This window comes from Halomonas sp. (genome assembly GCF_029263665.1).
GTDB lineage: Bacteria > Pseudomonadota > Gammaproteobacteria > Pseudomonadales > Halomonadaceae > Halomonas.
This window is the reverse complement of record NZ_JAJUFQ010000018.1, coordinates 86,916-100,725: the sequence shown is the minus strand read 5'-3', so window position 1 is coordinate 100,725 and position 13,810 is coordinate 86,916. Positions and strand designations below refer to the sequence as shown.

At 58.3% G+C, this 13,810-nt stretch carries 12 protein-coding genes and 1 other RNA gene; 5 read left to right on the top strand and 8 right to left on the bottom strand.

The features are described 5' to 3' along the window. The 3 genes from Q1K07_RS16215 to Q1K07_RS16205 all read right to left on the bottom strand — a co-directional run. A partial coding sequence (locus tag Q1K07_RS16215; RefSeq protein ID WP_300313130.1) for a sulfatase-like hydrolase/transferase occupies positions 1-1,469 on the bottom strand: 1,469 nt, incomplete at its 3' end. 18 nt (positions 1,470-1,487) lie between these two features. After that, positions 1,488-2,252, bottom strand: a complete 765-nt coding sequence (locus tag Q1K07_RS16210) for a glycosyltransferase family 2 protein (protein WP_300313127.1) — start codon at positions 2,250-2,252, stop codon at positions 1,488-1,490. Further along, positions 2,249-3,397, bottom strand: coding sequence for a glycosyltransferase family 9 protein (locus Q1K07_RS16205; protein WP_300313126.1), 1,149 nt, complete (start codon positions 3,395-3,397; stop codon positions 2,249-2,251). Before Q1K07_RS16205 ends, Q1K07_RS16210 begins: the two co-directional genes overlap by 4 nt. A gap of 36 nt (positions 3,398-3,433) precedes the next feature. Between Q1K07_RS16205 and Q1K07_RS16200 the strand changes: the two genes are divergently transcribed. Then, the gene (locus tag Q1K07_RS16200; protein ID WP_300313123.1) at positions 3,434-4,582 is read left to right on the top strand and encodes a glycosyltransferase family 4 protein; all 1,149 of its coding nucleotides are present in this window, start codon (positions 3,434-3,436) and stop codon (positions 4,580-4,582) included. On the opposite strand, the gene Q1K07_RS16195 is transcribed toward Q1K07_RS16200, so the two are convergent. Then, positions 4,558-5,340, bottom strand: a complete 783-nt coding sequence (locus tag Q1K07_RS16195) for a 3-deoxy-D-manno-octulosonic acid kinase (RefSeq protein ID WP_300313120.1) — start codon at positions 5,338-5,340, stop codon at positions 4,558-4,560. The genes Q1K07_RS16200 and Q1K07_RS16195 overlap by 25 nt on opposite strands. Between Q1K07_RS16195 and Q1K07_RS16190 the strand changes: the two genes are divergently transcribed. The 3 genes from Q1K07_RS16190 to waaA are packed head-to-tail and all read left to right on the top strand — an operon-like array spanning position 5,339 to position 9,214. Further along, positions 5,339-6,457, top strand: a complete 1,119-nt coding sequence (locus Q1K07_RS16190) for a glycosyltransferase family 9 protein (RefSeq protein ID WP_300313117.1) — start codon at positions 5,339-5,341, stop codon at positions 6,455-6,457. The two genes, Q1K07_RS16195 and Q1K07_RS16190, sit on opposite strands and share 2 nt — an antisense overlap. Then, the gene (gene hldE, locus Q1K07_RS16185) at positions 6,447-7,877 is read left to right on the top strand and encodes a bifunctional D-glycero-beta-D-manno-heptose-7-phosphate kinase/D-glycero-beta-D-manno-heptose 1-phosphate adenylyltransferase HldE (protein WP_300313115.1); all 1,431 of its coding nucleotides are present in this window, start codon (positions 6,447-6,449) and stop codon (positions 7,875-7,877) included. The genes Q1K07_RS16190 and hldE overlap by 11 nt, the downstream gene beginning before the upstream one ends. Next, entirely contained in the window at positions 7,877-9,214 is a 1,338-nt protein-coding gene (gene waaA / locus Q1K07_RS16180) for a lipid IV(A) 3-deoxy-D-manno-octulosonic acid transferase (protein ID WP_300313112.1), read from the top strand. Before hldE ends, waaA begins: the two co-directional genes overlap by 1 nt. A 75-nt stretch (positions 9,215-9,289) precedes the next feature. Here waaA and rpiA read toward each other — a convergent pair whose 3' ends face one another. Beyond that, positions 9,290-9,964, bottom strand: coding sequence for a ribose-5-phosphate isomerase RpiA (gene rpiA / locus Q1K07_RS16175; RefSeq protein ID WP_300313109.1), 675 nt, complete (start codon positions 9,962-9,964; stop codon positions 9,290-9,292). 136 nt (positions 9,965-10,100) lie between these two features. On the opposite strand from rpiA, the gene ilvA reads away from it, so the two are divergent. Then, complete coding sequence (ilvA, locus tag Q1K07_RS16170; protein ID WP_300313106.1) at positions 10,101-11,615, top strand: threonine ammonia-lyase, biosynthetic; 1,515 nt, start codon at positions 10,101-10,103, stop codon at positions 11,613-11,615. Positions 11,616-12,292: 677 nt separating this feature from the next. On the opposite strand, the gene Q1K07_RS16165 is transcribed toward ilvA, so the two are convergent. From Q1K07_RS16165 to Q1K07_RS16155, 3 genes are all read right to left on the bottom strand, one after another. After that, on the bottom strand, positions 12,293-12,943 hold the full coding sequence (locus Q1K07_RS16165; protein WP_300313141.1) for a 5-formyltetrahydrofolate cyclo-ligase: 651 nt from the start codon (positions 12,941-12,943) through the stop codon (positions 12,293-12,295). Between the two features lie 188 nt (positions 12,944-13,131). Then, positions 13,132-13,316, bottom strand: a non-coding RNA gene (ssrS, locus tag Q1K07_RS16160) — 6S RNA. A gap of 119 nt (positions 13,317-13,435) precedes the next feature. Further along, positions 13,436-13,744, bottom strand: coding sequence for a cell division protein ZapA (locus tag Q1K07_RS16155; RefSeq protein ID WP_300313104.1), 309 nt, complete (start codon positions 13,742-13,744; stop codon positions 13,436-13,438). Positions 13,745-13,810: the final 66 nt, after the last annotated feature.

The following is a 13,810-nucleotide window of genomic DNA, read 5'->3' as shown; positions in this document are numbered from 1 at the left end:
AGCAGTGATACGCCGAGTCCGGCGCGGTGCCAGTCGATCGTGAAGCCCATGGCTTCGAGGATCGTAGGGAAGGTATCCATGGTGGTAGCAGGTTTATGGATCACCCTCGGTGTCAGGCCATTGCCCATCATCAACAGGGTGTTGGTGCGCTTATCGGCAAGCAGGTCTTCCCAGGCTGAGACGCGCATGGTCAGGTGGTCGCTGGCCACCACTACCAGCGTGTTGTCGAGCAGTCCTTCTGCCTGAAGCCGTTCCAGCAGGCGTCGTGTCAGCCATCCGGAACATTTCACTGCGTAGAGGATATCGACATCCTCGTAATCGTCCTTGAAGGGTTCGCAGCTCTGCGAGGGATAGCCCTCGGGAGCATGAGCGGAGAGATTGAGGGAGACCATGGCCCAGGGGCCAGGGGAGGCATCCTGGCGGCGTATTTCATCGCTGACAAACTCGTAGAGGCTGTCATCGTACAGCCCCCAGCTGTTGAGATATTCCGGGTCGTCAAGGCGTGCTGCCAGTTCGTCGCGACCGAATACCTGGTCGAAATCGTGGCCCTCATAGAATAGCCCTTTACCTGCGAACGCCTTGCTGGCTCCACCCATGAAGGTCAGACGGTAACCCTGCTGCTTGAGCAGATCTCCAAGACAGTCAACCCCCGGTGCTACCTGGTGCAAAGGCTCGAACTGACTGTCGTGCAATAGCCCTGCAGGTATCAGTGGGGTGCCGCATTGGCTGGCAATCATCCCGGCCATGGTCCAGCCGGTGTTGTCCATCTGCTGGACGTTGTCGAATACCACGGCCTTGGGCTCAAGGGCCTTGATATCGGCGTAGGCATCGCCGAATTTCTCACTGTCGCCATAGGTGCGTTCGAGGCTTTCCAGATACAGCACCAGCAGATTGGGTGGCCGTTGCGGAGCCTTGAGGATCGTGGGGGCGACGTAACGCTGCTCCAGCCAGGCACCAGGAGTAGCAACGACTGCCGCACTACGTTGGCCGATGGTGTAGAACACAGGATTGCCGATCAGCAGAATGGCCGCGAGCCATGGATCCCAACGTCTCCAGCGCAGGTCGTGGCGAATCAGCCAGACATAGGCGACCAGCACCAGCAGCATGACAGAGATATAGATGGCGGCAATGAGATTGCGCTCGCCGCCACCATGTTGAGCGATTCCTGCCTGCAAGTGGAAGAATAATGCTCCTATATCGGCCTGTCCGTAGTTGTCTACCAGATAGACATAGATGCCCCACAGTACCAATGGCAACAGGGCCCAGATAAAGCGTTTGCGTGGAAGCTCGCTGGAAGCCTGCTGCTTGATGCCCCATCGGCGCCATCGGGCCAGACCCAGCCATGCCGCTGTTGGCAATGGAAACAGCCAGCCCGGAACATGAGAAATCGTGACAACGGTGTGACCGATGACCAGGCCGAGAAACAGCAGAATGACCCAGCGCGGCCACGAGGAGGTAGAAATGGACATCGGGTGACTCTGTGTAGATCAGGCGTCTCGGTCAGCCTGCTCATTTTCGTATAGTTCGTTCAGCTTGGCATATTTCATGTAGGCGTGAAATGCCGTCGTCATGGCAACGGTCATTCCATCCTGCCCCTGGAACAGGCCTCCCTTGAGAATCAGCTTGCGCAATATGGCGGTGATGGCATGCAACGTCGGCCGCAGTGCTGATGGCTTGACCCCGCGCTCTTTCATGGCCCAGGCGTCACGGCTGGATAGCTGATCGATGCGTGTCATCCAGTGAGACAGGTCGCGATAGGTAAAGTGGCTCAGGTGAGCGTCAACATCGATGACCTCGGGGGCCTGCACGGACGAATGTGCCTTCTTCGGCAGATAACCGGAGGTCGTACGGTTGTACAGGCGGGTGACGGGATCAGGGTAGAAGCCGGCAGCGCGAATCCAGTGGCGGCCGGCAAAGTTACGGCGCTTGAAGCGGTAAGCCTTGCGCGGATCGTCCAGCTCCAGTTGGTCAATCACCTCTACCGCGTCGGCGTCGAGGCGCTCGTCCGCATCCAGGGCGAAGATCCAATCATGACTGGCCTGAGGTACAGCAAACGCCTTTTGTGGACCATCGCCCAGGTAGGACTGATGGATCACTCGGGCACCAGCGGCCTCGGCCAGGGCCACGGTGTCATCCTGGCTTCCTGAATCGACCACGATGATTTCGTCACACACCGGGCGCAGCGAGGCAATGGCGTCTTGGATGTTGTCCTGCTCGTTGAGCGTGATGATGATACCGGTAATCGGGTTCATGGGCTCTCGCGAATGATGTCGGTGGAAGGCGCTGCCTCAAGTGCTGCCAGGCGATGGGCGATGGCCGTGGCGGCAATGTCCAGGTCGATGGCCGTCATATCGGTTTCAACTGCACTTTCAGGCGGATGGAAGGCCAGTCTGCGATCATCGTCGTTGCAGGTCTGCCAGCGCAGAGGGGTGGCAGAGCGGCGTGCCGGATAGAAGCCGATGGTGATCACGTTGAGACAGCCTGCCACGTGTAAAGGTCCCGTGGAACCGGCAATGAAGGCATCGGCGGCAGCCAGGCTACGAGAGAAACCGGCCAAGCCGGCTTGAGGAGGCTGGCGATGCGCTGATAACCCATGCGCCGCCAGGGCCTCGGTCAGAGCATCCGCATTGTCTTCCTCTCCCGGGCCTGCGGTCAGAATCCAGTGTGGACGAGCATGATGACCCGCGGCCAGTTGTCTATCCACTTCGCTGGCAAGATAGGCATAAGCGTTCAAGGACAGATTGACGGCCGAACCGCCGCTGCCCGCGTGCAGGAACACCCAAGGGCGGTCCTCCGAGAGGGGCAGGCTTTCAGCCAGCGCCTGGCGCTCCTGCGCGCGACTGGCGCTGCCTTCGGGCCAGAAGGGCGGAGTGGCGTGGCCGGGAGTCAGGTCGAGGGCCTTGATCAGCGCTTCGGCCAACTCGCGGTTGTAGACATATTCTGGCTTGGCCGATTGTGACCTGCGTTGGGTAATACGTCGGTTATAGAATATCTGGGCCCATTTGGTTGCTGGCGCCAGGCGCAGGGGAATGCGTGCTCGCCATCCTAGCCAACCGATGCGTGGTGTAGAAAACAGCGTAAGCTGTGCATCAAAGGCCTTCTCGCGAAGCGTCTTGAGCAGTTGTCGCTGTTCGCTTCCGGGGGCCTCGTCACCTGGGTCGAGAATCACTTCATCGATCCAGGGGCAGGCCTCGGCCATGGGAGCGGTGTACGACGGCACCAGAGCGGTAATATGTGGTGCAGGTGCTGCAGCCTTGAGCGTTGCCAAGGCTGGCCATGCCAACATGAAATCGCCGAGCTTGTCGTTGCGCACCACCAGTACACGCGCCACGCTGTTATTCCCTGAGGAGTGGCTCTCCAGGGAATGGGGGTCCGGGGAATTGCTGGAAAACGTCATCTGGGCTCCAAAGCCCCGCTGCGAAAGGAGACGCGCTTGAGTCATGCTGTCACGAAACCCAAGGTGATGCACATCTGCCTGTCGGACGGTTGGGGCGGACTGGAAATGTATCCGTCTCGAATTATACCGGAGCTTGTGGCGCAAGGGTGGGGTGTGCATGGTCTTGCTCTGCAAGGGTCCAAGGTGGCCTTCAGTATGGCCGAGGCTGGGATCGAACCGCTGACGGTGCGATCCAGGGGCAGGGCATTGACAGGTATTCGTCGCCTGCTGGCCTATCTGCGAGAACATGATATCCGCCTGCTTCACTGTCATAAGTCCAGTGATCTGCGTCTGGCGGCACTGGCTGCCACCTTATGCCCAGGCATCAAGGTGGTGTTTACCGATCACATGGGGGTGACTCGGCCGAAGAAGGATCTTTACCATCGCTGGGCCTATGGGCGAGTCAGTCGTGTGCTGTCGATCAGCGAAGCGACACGCAAGCGCAACATCAAGGCATTTCCTCTACCTGCCTCGCGCATTCAACGCCTCTATCTGGGCATCGATCCCCATCATTTTGCTCCCCACCTGGATGCGGCCGAGCGGCGAGCATTACGTACCAGCCTGGGTATTCCCTCCGGGAGTGTGACCCTGGGGGTGGCGGGGCGCCTGACACCGGGAAAGGGGCAGAAGGTGTTTGTCGAGGCGATGGCGGAGATCATTCGAGAGCACCCCGAGCTCCACGCCCATGGTGTGATCATCGGCGGGCTCAGCGCAGAGGAAGGCAGCCGCGAGGATTACGTTGCCGAACTTCAAGCGCTGGTGAGAGAGCTGGGAATGACTGAGCACATTACCTTTACCGGCTTCCGCCGAGACCTCGCACGATTGTTCGAGATACTCGACGTGGTCTGTGTACCGTCGCGCAATGAGGCCTTTGGGCTGACCGTGATCGAGGCCATGGCCGCAGGCAAGGCCGTGATAGGGTCCGCCAGCGGTGCCATTCCTGAGTTGATCGACGCGCATAGCGGGCGCCTGGCTGATCCTCAGTCGGCACACCACTGGGCAACAGCCATGACGGAACTGGCCGGCAGTGCTCCTTTGCGTGAGCGCCTGGGCGACGAAGCCAGGGCGAGAGTGAGCGCTCACTTTCTTCTCTCGTCGCATGTGTTGGGCCTGATCAAGGTCTATGCTGAAGTGCTGGCGGAATAGCCCTGCTGAATCTCCATGAGTGCCGCATTGGCAGAGGTCGGACTGGTACAGAATTTGGCCAGCGAACGGCCCAGGCGCTCGAGGTTCCTAGTCTGCCAGGCACCTGGGCGGCGTAATCGACAGCGGTCGAAATCGATCAACCATGGATTGGCGTCGGTATCGATCAACAGGTTGCGGGCATTGAGGTCGACATGGTCGAGACCATGATCATGAAAGCGTCGGATTATCCTGCCGACACGTTGCAGCAGGTCGCTGTCAGCACTGTCGGCCATCAGGTGGTCGGCCAGTGGAATGCTTTCGGGGAGACGTTCGGTGATCAGCGTGGCTTCGTAGGTCAGGCCGTGCCTGGTCACACCACCGAGAATAGGGCGTGGCACGGGAAGGCCGGCAGCGAAGAGGTCGGTTGTCAGGCGCATTTCCCGGAAGGCGCGTGTGCGTTCAAGCCCTGTCCACACATAGCGGCGAGAGGATAGTCTGGCAACGAGGCCGCCGCGGCGATAGGGCCGCAATACCCAATGATGCTCTCCCAGGTCCAGAAACAGGCTCTGGCCGCGCCCGGGGGCCTGGCCAACGACATGGCCGAGGCGTTGCCAATAAGCTGGTTCAAGCATATCGGCACTGATCTTCAAGCGGCTTTTGGCCTTCAAGGTCGCTTCGGTTTGTGATTCCTCTATTTGTGAAGCTGCAGTACCGTCACATAAACTGACGGCATCGTATAAAATGCCTACCCCTACCGATTGATACGTTGCCAATTGCATGAAGCATCCTCTGCCCACTCGTCCTGCCCACATCGGCGTGCTGCGACTCTCCGCTCTGGGGGACGTCTGCAACCTGGTGCCCACGGTGCGTGCCCTGCAACGCCAATGGCCTGAGGCTCGGATCACCTGGATCATCGGCAAGGGCGAGTACAGTCTACTGGCCGGTCTGTCAGGGGTCGAGTTCATCGTCTATGACAAGTCCACGGGACTGGCTGGCATGCGCACGCTATGGCGGCAACTGGCGGACACCCGGTTTGATGTCCTGTTGCACATGCAACAGGCGTTGCGTGCCAGTGTGCTGTCCCTGGGGCTCAAGGCTGACGTCCGGGTCGGTTTCGACAAGGATCGGGCCAAGGACCGCCAATACTGGTTTACTCACCGCCAGATTGACCCTCGCCCGCGAGCCCATGTTCTGGAGTCTTTCATGGACTTTGCTCGTCTGCTGGGTGTTGAAGACACGAGCCTGCACTGGGACTTGCCGATCCCCGATCAGGCCTATGAGGAAGCCCAGCGTTTTACTGCCGATGCCCGTTATATGCTGATCAGTCCCTGCGCCAATCCGAGATTGCGTAATTTCCGCAATTGGTCTGCCGAAGGATATGCCGCTGTGGCCGAACACGTTTTTGTCCAGTACGGCCTGAAAACGGTGATGACGGGAGGCGGAAGCACTCAGGAGAGGGAAATGGGGCAGCGTATCAAGACGCTGTGTCAACCTGAGGCGGTGATCGATGTGATAGGTGCCACTTCGCTGAAAGGGTTGCTGGCACTGATCGACCGTGCTCAGGTCGTGGTCGGGCCGGACTCTGGACCGGTGCATATGGCCAACGCCGTGAATACTCCGGTAGTGGGTTTGTATGCGACCACTAACCCCGATCGTGCCGCGCCCTACCTATGGCGTGAGCAGGTGGTGAATCGTTATCCCCAGGCAGTGAAGGATTTTCTTCACGAGGACCCCGAAACCATCAACTGGGGGCGGCGGGTACGTCATCCTGAAGCCATGTCGTTGATTGGCGCCGAAGATGTGATCGGTCATCTCGATGCACTGCTCAATGAGGCGCACAGTGACGCCTTGCCAACTTCCACCGACCAGGAAAGTGAGTTCCCCGATGAAGCTTGATCTGACCGCGCTAGAGTGCTCCCGTGTACTGGTGGTAGGAGACGTCATGCTGGATCGTTACTGGCATGGCGGTACCTCACGGATTTCGCCAGAGGCCCCCGTGCCGGTAGTTCGGGTTGAAGAATGTGAAGACCGACCCGGCGGTGCAGCCAACGTGGCGCTCAATATCGCTTCCCTGGGGGCCCTGGCGTCGCTGGCCGGACTGGTCGGTGATGACGACAATGCCGATCGTTTGACCCAGCGCCTGGAGGAAGTGGGAGTAAATACTTACTTTCATCGTACCCCAGGCATTCCCACGATCACCAAGTTGAGGGTGATGAGTCGTAACCAGCAGTTGATCCGCCTGGACTTTGAGGACGGCCTGGAAAAGATCGATACCAAGGGATTGGCGCCGCGGCTGGCAGAAGCCGTGGCGGCATCGGATCTGGTCATCCTGTCTGACTATGGCAAGGGCACCCTGAGCAATATCGAGTGGGTCATCTCGCATATTCGCAGCACGGGCAAGCGTGTACTGGTCGATCCAAAGGGAACCGACTTCAGCCGTTATCGCGGTGCCAGTGTGATCACGCCCAACCTGGCCGAGTTCGAGGCCGTGGTAGGGCACTGCGCCAATGATGAAGAACTAGCCGCCAAGGGTGAAGCCTTGCGCTCCGACCTGGAGCTTGAAGCCTTGCTCATCACCCGCAGCGAGAAAGGCATGACACTGATTCGTGAAGGCTACGAACCATTGCATATGCCAACCCGGGCGCGGGAAGTCTATGATGTGACAGGTGCCGGCGATACCGTGATCGCGGTGTTGGGATTGGCCCTGGCGGCTGGGCATGGCTTCCACGAGGCCATGACTTTATCCAATCTGGCCGCAGGTCTGGTTGTGGCCAAGCCAGGTACGGCAACGTTGTCGATTGCCGAGCTGTATACGGCACTGCATGGCGACAAGCTGGCCGAATACGGCCTGATTGAAGAAGCCGCCCTGGTTCAGGCTGTACGTGCCGCCCAGGCACGTGGCGAGAAGGTGGTCATGACCAATGGCTGCTTCGATATTCTGCATGCCGGCCACGTAGCTTATCTGGAACATGCGCGCCAACTGGGTGATCGTCTGATTGTTGCTGTCAACGATGATGCATCCATTGCTCGCCTGAAAGGACCCAAGCGCCCGATCAACCCGCTGCATCGACGTATGCAGGTGCTGGCCGGGCTCGGTGCCGTGGACTGGGTCGTACCTTTCAGCGAGGATACTCCGGCCCGTCTGATTGAAGCGGTATTGCCGGATATCCTGGTCAAGGGCGGAGACTATCGCCCGGAAGACATCGCAGGAGGCGGTGCAGTGATGGCCAATGGCGGAGAAGTGAAGGTGCTAGGTTTTGAAGATGGCGTGTCCACCACTGCCATGATATCCACTATTCTCGACCGCGAGAGCTGATGACCAGCCGTTATTCCTGGACTCGCCATGCCTACTCGGCAGCATTGATCCTGCTGTCTCCGCTGATCTGGCGTCGGGTGTGGCGTGAACAGCTTCCCGGGCGCTCCCGAGCCGAGCGCCTGGGCATGTTGCCTCCTCCGGCCGACAAGCGCCCGAGGATATGGTTGCATTGTGCGTCCGTGGGTGAGGTCATTGCTGCACGACCACTGATTCGTGAGCTGCGTATACGCCACCCCGATCATCGACTGGTCGTCAGTACCATGACAGCTACAGGTGCTGAACGTGTGGCGGCTCTGGTCGAGGATGTACCGGAGACCGAGACGGTTGCTCCGCTGAGCCATGTCTTCGTAGCCTTGGATTTTCCTCTTTGTGCGCAACGCTTCATCGATCAGCTGGCGCCGGAACTGGCCATCTTCTTCGAGACAGAATTATGGCCCAACCTGCTTCATGCATGCAGCAAGCGACGCATCCCCATCGCTGTCGTCAATGGGCGCATGTCCCTCAGTGCATATCGCGGCTATCGCCGTCTGCGCTGGCTGATGGCCGATGCGCTTGGCCGGGTCGACTGGCTGGCGGCCAAATCCGAAGCTGATGCAGAACGCTTTGAAAGCCTGGGCATGAGCCCTTCCCATATCCAGGTTGTGGGATCAATGAAGTTTGACATGTCCGTTGATGACGGTACTCGCAAAGTTAGTGAGGACTTGCATACTTCGATTGGTCACCGTCCTGTCTGGGTGGCGGGATCGACGCATCACGGTGAGGATGAACTGGTGCTCAAGGCTCATGCTCGGGTGCGGGAGCGATTCGAGGATGCGTTATTGGTCATCGTGCCACGTCACCCGCAGCGTTTCGATGACGTCGCCGAACTATGCCAGCAAGCAGGCTTCACCACCGTGCGTCGCTCGCGTGGACGTACGCCCAGCGCCAAGGCCCAGGTTTATCTAGGCGATACCATGGGAGAGCTGCTGGTGCTATATGGCACTGCAGATCTGGCTTTTGTCGGGGGCAGCCTGGTGCCTGTCGGTGGTCACAACCTGCTGGAGCCGGCCGTGATGGGAGTTCCGGTGGTAACTGGGCCTGAACTGGCCAATTTCGAAGACGTGGCCGAAGCCTTGCGTGATGCAGGGGCCCTGGTCGAGGTCGCGGATGGTGAAGAGCTTTCCGAGCGAGTCATCGCATTGCTGGAAGATGCTGAGCAGTGCAAGCGTCTCAGTGAAGCCGGATTACTGGTGATCGAGACGCACCGAGGGGCGCTTGAGGCAACCCTGGAGGGGTTATGCCACTTACGTGAAGAGGGGCCCGGACAGCCTTCACCTGCCTTGTCGACCCCCTCTTGAAGGGAAGATACCTTCTTTTCCACTCCTGCTCGAACGTCAGTGAGTGTTTACTCCGAGATGCATGCCCCGGAATGCTTACTGCGAAAGGAGTCGGCTGACGCCATCCTCACCGCCAAGCAGCAGTATATCCGCCGGACGGGCGGCAAAAAGACCATTGGTGACCACGCCTGCAATAGCGTTGATGCGAGCCTCCATGGCCACCGGATCGTCAATCATGAACTCATAACAATCAAGAATCTGGTTGCCATTGTCGGTGATGACTCCCTGGCGGTAGACCGGATCCGCGCCCAGCTTGACCAGTTCACGGGCAACGTAGGAACGGGCCATGGGAATGACCTCGACCGGCAGCGGGAAGTTGCCCAGGCGCTCGACGCGCTTGGTAGCATCAGCGATGCAGATGAAAGTCTTGCAGCAAGCGGCCACGATCTTTTCGCGAGTCAAGGCTGCTCCGCCACCTTTGATCATGTGTAAGTGAGCATTCACTTCGTCTGCACCATCGATATAGACTGGCATGGTGCCCACTTCATTGAGCTCGAAAACATCAATGCCGTGATCCTTGAGGCGCTTGGCACTGGCCTCGCTGCTGGCCACGGCACCACGAAAGTCGCCACGCAATGCAGCCAGGCGATCGATGAAATAATTGGCAGTAGAGCCTGTGCCGATACCTATCACGATGTCGTTTCCGAGCATCGGGCGCACCTCTTCGATGGCGGCGGCGGCAACAGCGTCTTTGAGTTCGTCTTGGGTCATGGCGGGCAAGCGTTTCCTGAAAAGTGTTTGTGCGGAGCCATTATAAGCGATGGTTGGCGGTACTGCTGGACGTTGGCCCCGGCGCAATGCTACCAATAGATGATTTTTCGCCTTTCTCTACACGTTGGACACCAGAATGCTTGAAGCTACTGTCAAGAAGATCCTCCAGGCTCGGGTATACGAAGCTGCCCGGGAAACACCGATCTCCCCTGCTCCCATATTGTCACGTCGCTTCAGCAATCAAATTCTGATCAAGCGCGAGGACCTGCAACCTGTCCACTCGTTCAAGATTCGTGGTGCATACAACAAGATGGCCCAGTTGAGCGAGGCGCAGAGGGCCAAGGGTGTGATCGCGGCCTCAGCAGGCAATCATGCCCAGGGCCTGGCCATGGCGGCCAAGCTGATGGGGGTCAAGGCTGTCATCGTGATGCCGCGCATTACCCCGGAGATCAAGGTGGCCGCAGTGCGTGGCTGGGGAGCCAAGGTGGTGCTCAAGGGCGATGCCTTTGATGCAGCCTCAGAACATGCCCAGGAACTGGTCAAGGAGCACGGCTACACCTATATCCCGCCCTTTGATGATATTGATGTGGTCGCGGGACAGGGAACTGTGGCCATGGAGATTCTGCGACAGCACAGTGGGCCGATCGATGCAGTTTTCATCCCCGTGGGAGGTGGTGGCTTGCTGGCTGGCATGGCGGCATACATCAAGTACCTGCGCCCGGAGATCAAGGTGATCGGGGTCGAGTCAGAAGACAGCGCCTGTCTCAAGGCTGCGATGAAGGCTGGGAAGCGGGTCGTGCTGGAGCATGTCGGCGTGTTTGCCGAAGGTGTGGCAGTGGCCCAGATCGGCAAGGTACCGTTCCAGATCGTGCGTGATCTGGTCGACGATGTCATTACGGTGAACACGGATGAGATGTGTGCCGCGGTCAAGGATATCTTCGAGGATACCCGCGCGGTGTCAGAAACCTCTGGTGCCCTGTCCCTGGCCGGCTTGAAGAAGTACATCCAACTGACCGGCGCTGAAGGGCAGACCCTGGTGTGTGTCAATTCAGGGGCCAACACCAATTTTGATCGCCTGCAGCATATCGCGGAGCGGACGGAACTGGGGGAACAGCGTGAGGCTATCCTGGCAGTGACCATTCCCGAGGTACCCGGGAGCTTCAAGAAGTTCTGTCGCACCATCGGCAAGCGAATGGTGACGGAATTCAACTACCGCTATGCCGATGACGAGAATGCGCATATCTTCGTGGGCGTCCAGGTCAAGCCTGGTGGGGAAGATCGTCAGGCCGTGATCGAGCGTTTGCGTGAGTCTGGCTATCCGGTAGAGGACCTCACGGACAACGAGCTGGCCAAGCTGCATATTCGCCACCTGGGCGGCGGACGCCCAAAGTCTCGCTTCGATGAAGAAGTCTATCGCTTCGAATTTCCCGAGCGCCCGGGCGCTCTAATGAACTTCCTGACCCACCTTCCCCAGGACTGGAATATTTCCCTGTTCCATTATCGCAACCATGGCGCCGCATTCGGCCGGGTGCTGGTGGGTATGCAGGTCCCCAATGGCGATCGTACGCATGTCGAAGAGTATTTTGACAAGATCGGTTATCACTATTGGAAGGAAAGCAATAATCCTGCCTATAAGTTATTCATGGCCTGAAAATAAGTCTGCTAAATTTCAGGGGTGAGTACTCTGAAAACGGGATTTATGGGGATATTACGTCGAGTCATCTGACTTTAGTGTAAGAATTAGATGACTTTGCATGTTGTCTATGGCTTCTTTCATTCAAGCGGCGTATTCTTCGCGCGGATTGAGTGTTTAGTTTAGCTCTCTTGGAATAGCTCTCTAGGAATTTTCCCAGAGATGTTGGCGAAAGGCTGATAACGCGTTTACGCATTGATCGTTGGTTATGTCGCGATTTGTCATCCTTTCAATAGCGCTCTATATTCTGTTTCAGCTAATGAACGCTCATGGGAGGGAAGCACGAGCTTGTGCTTCCCATGCGCTTGCGGTCGGTAACGATCGCTAAGGGAGTCAGGGGATGAATCGCAAGCCCGATCTAGTTGCGGTGCTGGTTTTGGTATTCGCTATCGGGGTCGTTGCCACCGGCTATGCTCAGGCACTTGTGGGTGGTTGAACAGGCGGCAGAAGCAGAAAAAGCCACCTGAAGGCAGCGTAGCTGTCAGTGTGGAATCGAACATTCAAACTCCGGTTGTTCCATATAAAGGAACACCGGAGTTTTCCTTTTTAAAGGAAACAGTGTTCTTTAAATAGCAATATTGAGAAGCCCGACCTGGGCGATCCAGGCTGCGAAACATCGGCGATGAAAGGCGTCGTCAATTCCCGGGACGTATGACCCGCATATCTGTTGCAATGGCATCGAGAGGGACATCCCAGGAAGCGACAGGCAGTTTCTCCATGCGCTGTACTTCATGGGCAAGGCCGATGAGTTTTGGTCGAGGCCCGGGGCTGCCGCGCTCAGGATGAGTGAAGGCCAGGGTCCGGTCGTAGAAGCCGCCACCCATGCCCAGGCGTTGCCCTTGGTCATCAAACCCCACGAGTGGCATCAGGATGACGCTCAGAGCCCAGGCAGGCAGGCGCCGGGAGGGATGGGCGCCGTGGCGAGTGTCCGGCTCATAGATGCCAAAACGGTTTCGGACCATGGGGGTGTTCTGGTCATAACGTACAAACCACAAGGTATTGTTGGCCAACGGCCGAAGTACGGGCAAATAGGCATGAGCACCGCGGCGACGTAGCCAACCCAGCAGAGGCTGAGGGTCCACTTCACCATCGTTGGGCAGGTACAAGGCCACGCGACGTGCCGTCAGTAGCTCAGGCAGGCTGCGTAGTTGGGCACACAAGGCTATGCTGGCTGCCTTTTGCTGGGCGGCGCTGAGAGCTCTCCTGCGCTGTCGTAACTCACGGCGCAGTTGAGAGCGATGTGGCTGGGAATGCTGCTGAGTCTGAGATGCCTGCCCAGAGCAGATGGAAGAGAAGTCTGTCACGTGAACCTCGCGTCCAGAGAATCCGTCATGAGCGAGGATATTACAGGAGAGTCATGCAGGAGGCGTACTGACAACCACCATGCCCTCCAGGAGAGTCCGTATCTGTTGTGACAACAGATGTGAGCCATTCAAGCTTCAATGTCCGCTTTCAGATACAAGCGTCGAATGAAGAGTTCCCCAGAATGCCGCTGTCGTTCTGGCCCTTGAACCCAAGGTTCAAGGTGGGTGGCCGCAGTCGGACCGTCAGGCTTTCCGTCGCACGGACTTGCACACAGGGCCGACTAGCATATGGCCCCCTGGGTACTGCGCATAGGCTCGAGGGACGATAAACAACTGGCGCACACCCCAGGGAACCCCTTCATCGTACCAGAGCCTCGGCCGTGCCCAAAGTGAATAACTCAATATCGGCGCAACGAATCACCGCAAAGCCGTCCTTCAATGGAAAGTTGCACAGGCAGCAGAGGAATGATCGCGTTAATGGCTGTCGGGGCTGGGAGCTCCTGCCAGGGCCTGGGTCAGTCGCTCGTTCAGGGCATTGACGCTCTGTTCGCTGGAACGCCTCTCATCATGCAGCTCAAGCAACTCATTGGCCAAGTTAAGGGCTGCCATGATAGCGACTTTCTCGCGATCCAGAATCTTGCCCTGGGCGTGGATTCCCTGCATGGCACGGTCCAGGTAGCGAGCTGCGCGCTCCAGCCTTTCCTGCTGGTCGGGCGGACAGGCGATAGTGTAGGAGCGCTCAAGCAGGGATATATCGGTAGTGTGCCGGGGTGCGTCGGTCATGGGCTGGCTCCAGGCGCCTGGAAATAGGACAGCAGCGCAGCGCAGGCAGCAATGCGTTACCATCAA

Bases quoted from the DNA above. Each gene is read 5' to 3' on its own strand.
- Q1K07_RS16210 (WP_300313127.1), bottom strand. From the start codon at position 2,252: ATGAACCCGATTACCGGTATCATCATCACGCTCAACGAGCAGGACAAC.
- Q1K07_RS16205 (WP_300313126.1), bottom strand. From the start codon at position 3,397: ATGACGTTTTCCAGCAATTCCCCGGACCCCCATTCCCTGGAGAGCCAC.
- Q1K07_RS16190 (WP_300313117.1), top strand. From the start codon at position 5,339: ATGAAGCATCCTCTGCCCACTCGTCCTGCCCACATCGGCGTGCTGCGA.
- Q1K07_RS16195 (WP_300313120.1), bottom strand. From the start codon at position 5,340: ATGCAATTGGCAACGTATCAATCGGTAGGGGTAGGCATTTTATACGAT.
- hldE (WP_300313115.1), top strand. From the start codon at position 6,447: ATGAAGCTTGATCTGACCGCGCTAGAGTGCTCCCGTGTACTGGTGGTA.
- waaA (WP_300313112.1), top strand. From the start codon at position 7,877: ATGACCAGCCGTTATTCCTGGACTCGCCATGCCTACTCGGCAGCATTG.
- rpiA (WP_300313109.1), bottom strand. From the start codon at position 9,964: ATGACCCAAGACGAACTCAAAGACGCTGTTGCCGCCGCCGCCATCGAA.
- ilvA (WP_300313106.1), top strand. From the start codon at position 10,101: ATGCTTGAAGCTACTGTCAAGAAGATCCTCCAGGCTCGGGTATACGAA.
- Q1K07_RS16155 (WP_300313104.1), bottom strand. From the start codon at position 13,744: ATGACCGACGCACCCCGGCACACTACCGATATATCCCTGCTTGAGCGC.